This is a genomic window from Streptomyces sp. P5F9 (assembly GCF_057961495.1).
Map to the genome: position 1 here is coordinate 1 of NZ_JBXVPZ010000523.1, position 6276 is coordinate 6276.

The window sequence follows — 6276 nt, forward strand, 5'->3', positions numbered from 1 at the left end:
AGCCCGCCCCCGCGCCTTGCGCAGATCGGCCCCGAAGAGCGAAACACCCCCCGACTCCGGCGAGACCAGCCCAAGAGCCACCCGTGCGGCGGTCGACTTCCCGGACCCGGACTCACCGACGAGCCCCACGGTCTCGCCCGCCCGCACGGTGAGCGACACCTCCTCCAGCGCCCGCACGGCACGCGGCCCACGCCCGAACTGGACGGAAACATCCCGTAGTTCGACCACAGGAGCAGCCGTCTCGACATGCTCGCGTACGGCAGCACTCACGGCCTCGCTCACCGCCAGGCGAGGCACAGCGGCCAACAACCGCCGCGTGTACTCGTGCGTCGGCCGCAACAGCACGTCCTCCACCGCCCCGGTCTCCACGACCTCCCCCTCCAGCATCACCGCGACCCGATCGGCGAAGTCGGCGACGACCCCCATGTTGTGCGTGACCAGCAGTACGCCGGTCCCGGAGTCGGCGGCCAACGCCCGCAGCAGATCCAGGATTTCCGCCTGCACGGTGACGTCCAGGGCGGTGGTCGGCTCATCGGCGACCAGCAACCCGGGCGAGTTGGCGATGGCCATGGCGATCACGACCCGCTGCCGCTGCCCGCCGGACAACTGGAACGGAAAGGCGGAGGCCCGCCGTTCAGGCTCGGGAATCCCGACCCGGCGCAGCAACGCGACGGCCTCGGCAGCCGCCTCCTGCCGGGACACATCCCGATGATTTCGCACAACTTCCGCTATCTGCTTGCCGATTCGCGTCAGCGGATCAAGCGCGGTGGCCGGCTCCTGGAACACCATCGAAGCCGTACGCCCTCGCAGCCGCGCGAGTTCGGCCTCACCGGCCCCCACGACATCCGTACCGTCGACCGAAACGCCCCCGGACGCACGGGCGTTGCCGGGCAACAACCCAAGAGCGGCGAGCGCGACGGTCGACTTCCCGGACCCGGACTCACCGACGAGGGCAAGAGTCTCCCCGGGCTCCACCCGCAACGACACCCCACGGACGGCGGGCACATCACCGCTCTCGGTGGAAAAGACGACGCCCAGATTCGCTATCTCCAGGATGCTGTTCATCCCCGTCCCCTCACGTCGAACGCGTCGCGCAGCCCGTCGCCGACCGCGTTGAACGCGCACACGACGAGGATGATCGCGAGACCCGGCGGCACGATCAGCCACCAGCGTCCCGAGTAGGCGGCCGTCAGCCCGGCCGAGAGCATGCCGCCCCAATCGGTCGACGGCGGCTGGACTCCCAGCCCCAGATAGGACACATAGGCGACGAGCAGAATCGCGTCGGCGACCTGGAAGGTGGCCGCGACGACGATCGTCGACACCGAGTTGGGCAGGATGTGCCGCGTGATGGCCCGGCTGTGCGAACCACCGATGGCCCGCAGGGTCAGCACGTAGTCCCGGCTCTTCAAGGTCAACGTCTCCGCCCGCACCAGCCGCGAAGGCACGAGCCAGGACACCAGCCCGAGAATCACGATCAGCCCAGGCACGCCAGGCGTGGTGATGGCGGACACGACCAGCAGGATGAACAGCGCGGGAATGGCGATCCCGGCATCCACGACCCGCATCATCACGGCATCGACCCACCCACCGGCATACCCGGCGACCGCCCCCCAGACCGTCCCGATCACGGTGGCAAGCACCCCGGCGGCAAGCCCGACAAGCAGCGACACCTTCCCGCCGTACATGAGCCGCCCCAACTCGTCATGCCCGACGGCATCGGTACCGAGCCAATGCGCCCCGCTGGGCCGGAGATTGACCTGCGTGAGGTCGGTGTGGATCTGATCGGTGGAGTAAAGGAGCGGCCCCACAAAGCAGAAGAAGAGAAAGAGGCCGACGACGACGAGTCCGGCCACGGCAAGCTTGTTGCGCGCGAAGCGCGCTGTCAGGGGCGCGGGGAACTGCGCGAGCAACCCCCACCGGCTGGCACTTTGAACACTCACGCCCGACCCCCCTTGACCCGAGGATCAACAACCCTCTGAACGACATCCGCGAGCAGTGTCCCCACCACAGTCGCGACGGAAATGACGAGCACGCACCCGAGCAGCACCGGATAGTCCGAAGACTGAGCCGCACCCCAGAACAACAGCCCCATCCCGGGATAGTTGAAGAGCTGCTCAACAACCAGCGCACCCCCGAACAGCACCGGCACGTAGTACCCCAACATCGCGATCACCGGCGTCAACGAGTTCCGGAACACGTGCTTGAAGAGAATCGCCCCTTGCCGAGAACCCCCCGCCCGAGCCGTACGGACGTAGTCCTCGGACAGGTTCTCCAACGTCGAGGCCCGCATGTACCGACTGAACACGGCAACCATCGAGGCCGCCCCGGTCACCACAGGCAGCACCAACGCCACAGGATCCGCGAAGACCTGAGCCACCGTGTCCCCCTGCGGCGCCTGCGAGGGAAACCACCGCACCATCTGCGTGAAGACCAGCACCAGCACAAGTCCCAGGAAATACACGGGAGTCGAATACGCGACGAAACTCAGCGTGGTGATCACATAGTCGGCCGGCTTGTTCCGCCGCACCGCCTGCCACATGCCCAGCGGAATGGCGAGCACCAGCCCGAGAACCGCGGACAACACGGTCAACACCAGGGTCTTCGGCAGGCGTTGCTCGATGAGCCGGGACACCGCCTCGTTGAGGGTGTACGACGTCCCGAGGTCCCCGTGCAGCAACTGCCGCAGGTAGTACAGGTACTGCACGGGCAGCGGCCGGTCGAGCCCCTGGTCGTGGTTGAACAGCGTGATCTGCTGGGGCGTGGCCTGCGGGCCGAGGATCCCGCGCGCGGGACCCCCGGGCAGCGCGTGCAGCAGGCCGAACACCACGACCGTCACGATGAGGATCACGACCAGCGCCTGGGCGATCCGCCGGGTCAGATACAGGAGGGTGTCCATGCCTCAGCTGGTCCACTTCCACTGTGCCGGGTGGAAGTTGGCCAGCGGGTCCTGGGTGAAGCCGCCGAGGCCGTTCTTGACCACGGAGATCTGGTAGTCGGGCTCGGGCAGCCAGATCACCGGCAGATCCTTGGCGAGGGCCGCGCTGTAGTCCTGGATCTCCTGGGTCGAACTCGACGTCGTGGACGAGGAGATGAGCTTGTCGACGTCCGCGTTGGAGTAGTTGCCGAAGTTCGCGCCGCCCTTGGACTGGAACAGGGAGTCGCCGGTCGGGAAGGCCGGGAAGTACCAGCTGCCCGCCGTACCGAAGAAGGACAGCTGCCACTTGCAGATCGACTGCGAGGCCGTGCACTGCGGGGTCTGCGACAGCACGGAGTTGACGGGCGCGGTCTTGATGGAGAACTTGATCCCGGTCTTCGCGAGCGAGGACTGGATCGCGCTCATCATGTTGTCCGTCACCGTCGAACCGGACTGCGACAGCACCTGCATCTGGAACTTCGTACCCTTGGCAACCCCTTCACCGCACTGCGCGGCACCCGTGCCGGGGCTGGTGCAGGTCATGACCCCGCCCTGCTCGCTCCAACCATGGCTGCTGAGCAGCGACTTGGCGGCCGAGGTAGAGAACGGATACGGGTCGCTCTTCTGCGTCGCCGACAGGAACGACGAACTCTGCGCCTGCGGGACGGGCCCGTACCCGGGCACCGCCGTCCCGTTGAAGATGACCTTCGCCAGACTGCTCTGGTCGATCGACTTCTGCACAGCCTGCCGGGCGTAGAGCTGCTTGAACACGGCACCCATGGAAGGGTTGTTGAAGTTGTACGGCATGTAGGTGATCGCCCAGCCCGACCACGGCTTCACCGTGTAGCCCTGCGCGGTGAAGCTCGCCTTCTGGTCGAGGTCGGTCGCCTCGATGTAGCCGTAGCCGACGCTCCCGGACCGCAGCGCGTTCTTCTCGGCGTCCGCCGTCGTGAACGGGAGGAGGTTCACGGTGGGGATACCGGGCTTCTCGCCGCCGTCGTACTTCGCGTTGGCGGTCAGGACGACCTTGCCGGCCGTGGAGAAGGACTTCACGGCGTAGGGGCCGCTGGTCGTCTTCCACAGGGCGTTCGTCGCGTAACCGCTGATGTTCTTGGCCGCGTTGTTGAGGTACGTCCAGTCCTTCTTGGCGTCCCCGGCCTTGTCCCATACGTACTGGGGGAGGGGGTTGATGGAGCTCAGCTCGTTGGCCAGCATCCACTGCGGGTTGTAGGCCTTGTCGAAGGTGATCGTGAAGTGACTGGCGTCCACCGTCTTGAAGGACGTCCAGTTGTCCGGCGCCTTGCCCGGGTTGTAGCCCGCCCACTGCGCCTTGTTCGCCTTGATGAGGTCGAACCAGAACTTCACGTCGGCGGAGGTGATCGGCTTCCCGTCGCTCCAGTGCCGGTCGCCGAGGGTGATCGTGACGCTCTTGTTGTCGGCCGCGAAGTCGGCGGCGGTCGCCACCGAGCCCTTCTTGTTCCAGCCCATGGTCCCGGTCGAGCCGTCGTAGGCGATGAGCGGCTCCCACAGCGAGTTCGCTATGGAGATGTTGTTGGTGTTGAGGTGGGCCGCCGTGCCGATCGGCAGGATCCAGTTCGGGGTGAAGTTCGCGGGCAGCGCGTAGTTGATCGCGTCGTGCGACCCGGACGACGACGTGCCGCTCGACCCGGAACAGCCCGCGAGCAGCAGCGAGGCCGTGGTCAGGGAGGCACCGGTGAGGAGTCTCAGGCGAACAGGGGACATGGTTCTCCTCGGAAAAAGAGGGGCGGAGGCGGGAGGTGAGGACAGTCAACGACTCCTGGTGTCGAAGAAACAGGCGTCCCGCTGTAAAAAGCCTGTTTCTGCTGTTCTGAAAAAAGCCGGGAGCCAGTTCGAGTGCCTTACGCTCATCGCCTCGACCATCCGATCCGGAAGTAACTTCCTTCATGCCTGAAAAAAGTGCGCACCGCCGGAAGAGCACCTCGGGCGTCTCCTCACTGGCCGAGCACGTCCTCGAACTCCTCGCCTCCGGGCAGGCCGCCACCCGCACCGAACTCGCCGAACTGCTCGGCGCCGCGCCCTCGACGATCTCCCTCGCGGTGGGCCAGCTGGTGTCCCTGGGCCTGGTCGCCGAGCACGGCACGCGCTCCTCCACCGGCGGCCGCCCCCGCAAGGTGCTGCGGCTGGGCGGCAGCGACGGGTTCGCGGTCGCGGCCGAGCTGGGCGGAAAGCACGCGCACGTAGGGGTCGTACTCCCCGGCGGCGGCCTCACGGACGTCTCGACCGTGCCCTTCCCCACGGCGGACGGCCCCGAGGCCGCGCTCCCGGGTCTCGCCGAGACCCTCACCGCACTCGCCGACCGGCACGGACGCGAACGACTCCGGGGCGTGGGCCTCTCCCTCCCCGGCCCGGTCGACATCGCCTCCGGGATCGTCACGCTCCCGGCCCGGATGCCCGGCTGGAACAGGTTCCCCATCCGCGACTGGCTCGCCGAACGCTTCGAGGTCCCCGCCGCCGTCGAGAACGACGCCAACTGCATGGCCGTGGGCGAACACACCGTCCAGCCCGCCGAACGCCGCCAGTCGATCATGGTCAAGGTGGGTACCGGGATCGGTGCGGGCGTCATCGCCGACGGCCGCCTCTACCGCGGCGGTACCGGCGCCGCCGGCGAGATCACCCACGTCCGCGTCGAGGCCGCCCAGGACACCCCCTGCTCCTGCGGCAACACCGGCTGCCTGGAGACCGTCGCCTCCGGCGCCGCCCTGGTCCGCATCCTGCACGGCCACGGCCTCGCCGTGACATCCACCGAGGACGTCGTACAACTCGCCACCGACGCCCACCCCGAGGCCACCCGAGCAGTCCGCCAGGCCGGCCGCTACCTGGGCCAGGTCCTGGCCGCCAACGTCAACTTCTTCAACCCCGACGCCGTGTACCTGGGCGGCATCCTCTCCACCCTGGAACCCTTCGTAGCGGCAGTCCGCAGCCAGCTCTACGAGGGCTGCCACCCCTTGGTCACCGAGCACTTGGTGATCGAGCGCGCCAGCCTGGGCGCGGACGCGGGCCTGGTCGGCGCAGGCCAGTTCGCACTGCAACGGGCTCTGGCACAGGCATTGCAAACGGTCACAGATCAAGCGGGACTGCGATGACCCTGTCGTGCTGATCGGGGCCGCCGTGACCCACTGCTTTTAGGGGCGCGGGGAACTGCGCGACCAGCCACAACGAACCCGCACCCGACCCACAACCTGGAGCCCCCTTGCCTTCATCCCGCCCCACAATCGCCATCGCAGGCCTGGGCATCGAATCCTCGACCTTCTCCCCGGCCCGCACAGAAGCCCCGGCCTTCCACCCCCAACGAGGCCCCGAAGTCCTCACCCGCTACCCCT

At 67.5% G+C, this 6276-nt stretch carries 6 protein-coding genes; 2 read left to right on the forward strand and 4 right to left on the reverse strand.

Going from position 1 to position 6276, the window contains the following annotated elements; genetic code table 11:
- From AC31A1_RS44405 to AC31A1_RS44420, 4 genes are all read right to left on the reverse strand, one after another.
- Positions 1-1065: ATP-binding cassette domain-containing protein (locus AC31A1_RS44405; RefSeq protein ID WP_489658757.1), on the reverse strand; the 1065-nt coding region annotated here is incomplete at its 3' end.
- Positions 1062-1910: an ABC transporter permease gene (locus tag AC31A1_RS44410; protein WP_489658761.1), complete on the reverse strand. Its 849-nt coding sequence runs from the start codon at positions 1908-1910 to the stop codon at positions 1062-1064. The genes AC31A1_RS44405 and AC31A1_RS44410, both read right to left, overlap by 4 nt.
- Positions 1911-1936: 26 nt before the next feature.
- Positions 1937-2896 (reverse strand): ABC transporter permease, encoded by a 960-nt coding sequence (locus AC31A1_RS44415; protein ID WP_489658758.1) that lies wholly within the window; start codon positions 2894-2896, stop codon positions 1937-1939.
- A 3-nt stretch (positions 2897-2899) separates the two neighbouring features.
- Positions 2900-4657, reverse strand: a complete 1758-nt coding sequence (locus AC31A1_RS44420) for a peptide ABC transporter substrate-binding protein (RefSeq protein ID WP_489658759.1) — start codon at positions 4655-4657, stop codon at positions 2900-2902.
- Positions 4658-4839: 182 nt separating this feature from the next.
- Here AC31A1_RS44420 and AC31A1_RS44425 point away from each other — a divergent pair, with 182 nt between their 5' ends.
- A complete protein-coding gene (locus AC31A1_RS44425; protein ID WP_489658760.1) occupies positions 4840-6039 on the forward strand; it encodes an ROK family transcriptional regulator in 1200 nt (399 codons plus the stop codon).
- 107 nt (positions 6040-6146) lie between these two features.
- The coding region (locus AC31A1_RS44430; RefSeq protein ID WP_489658762.1) for a M81 family metallopeptidase at positions 6147-6276 on the forward strand (130 nt) is incomplete at its 3' end.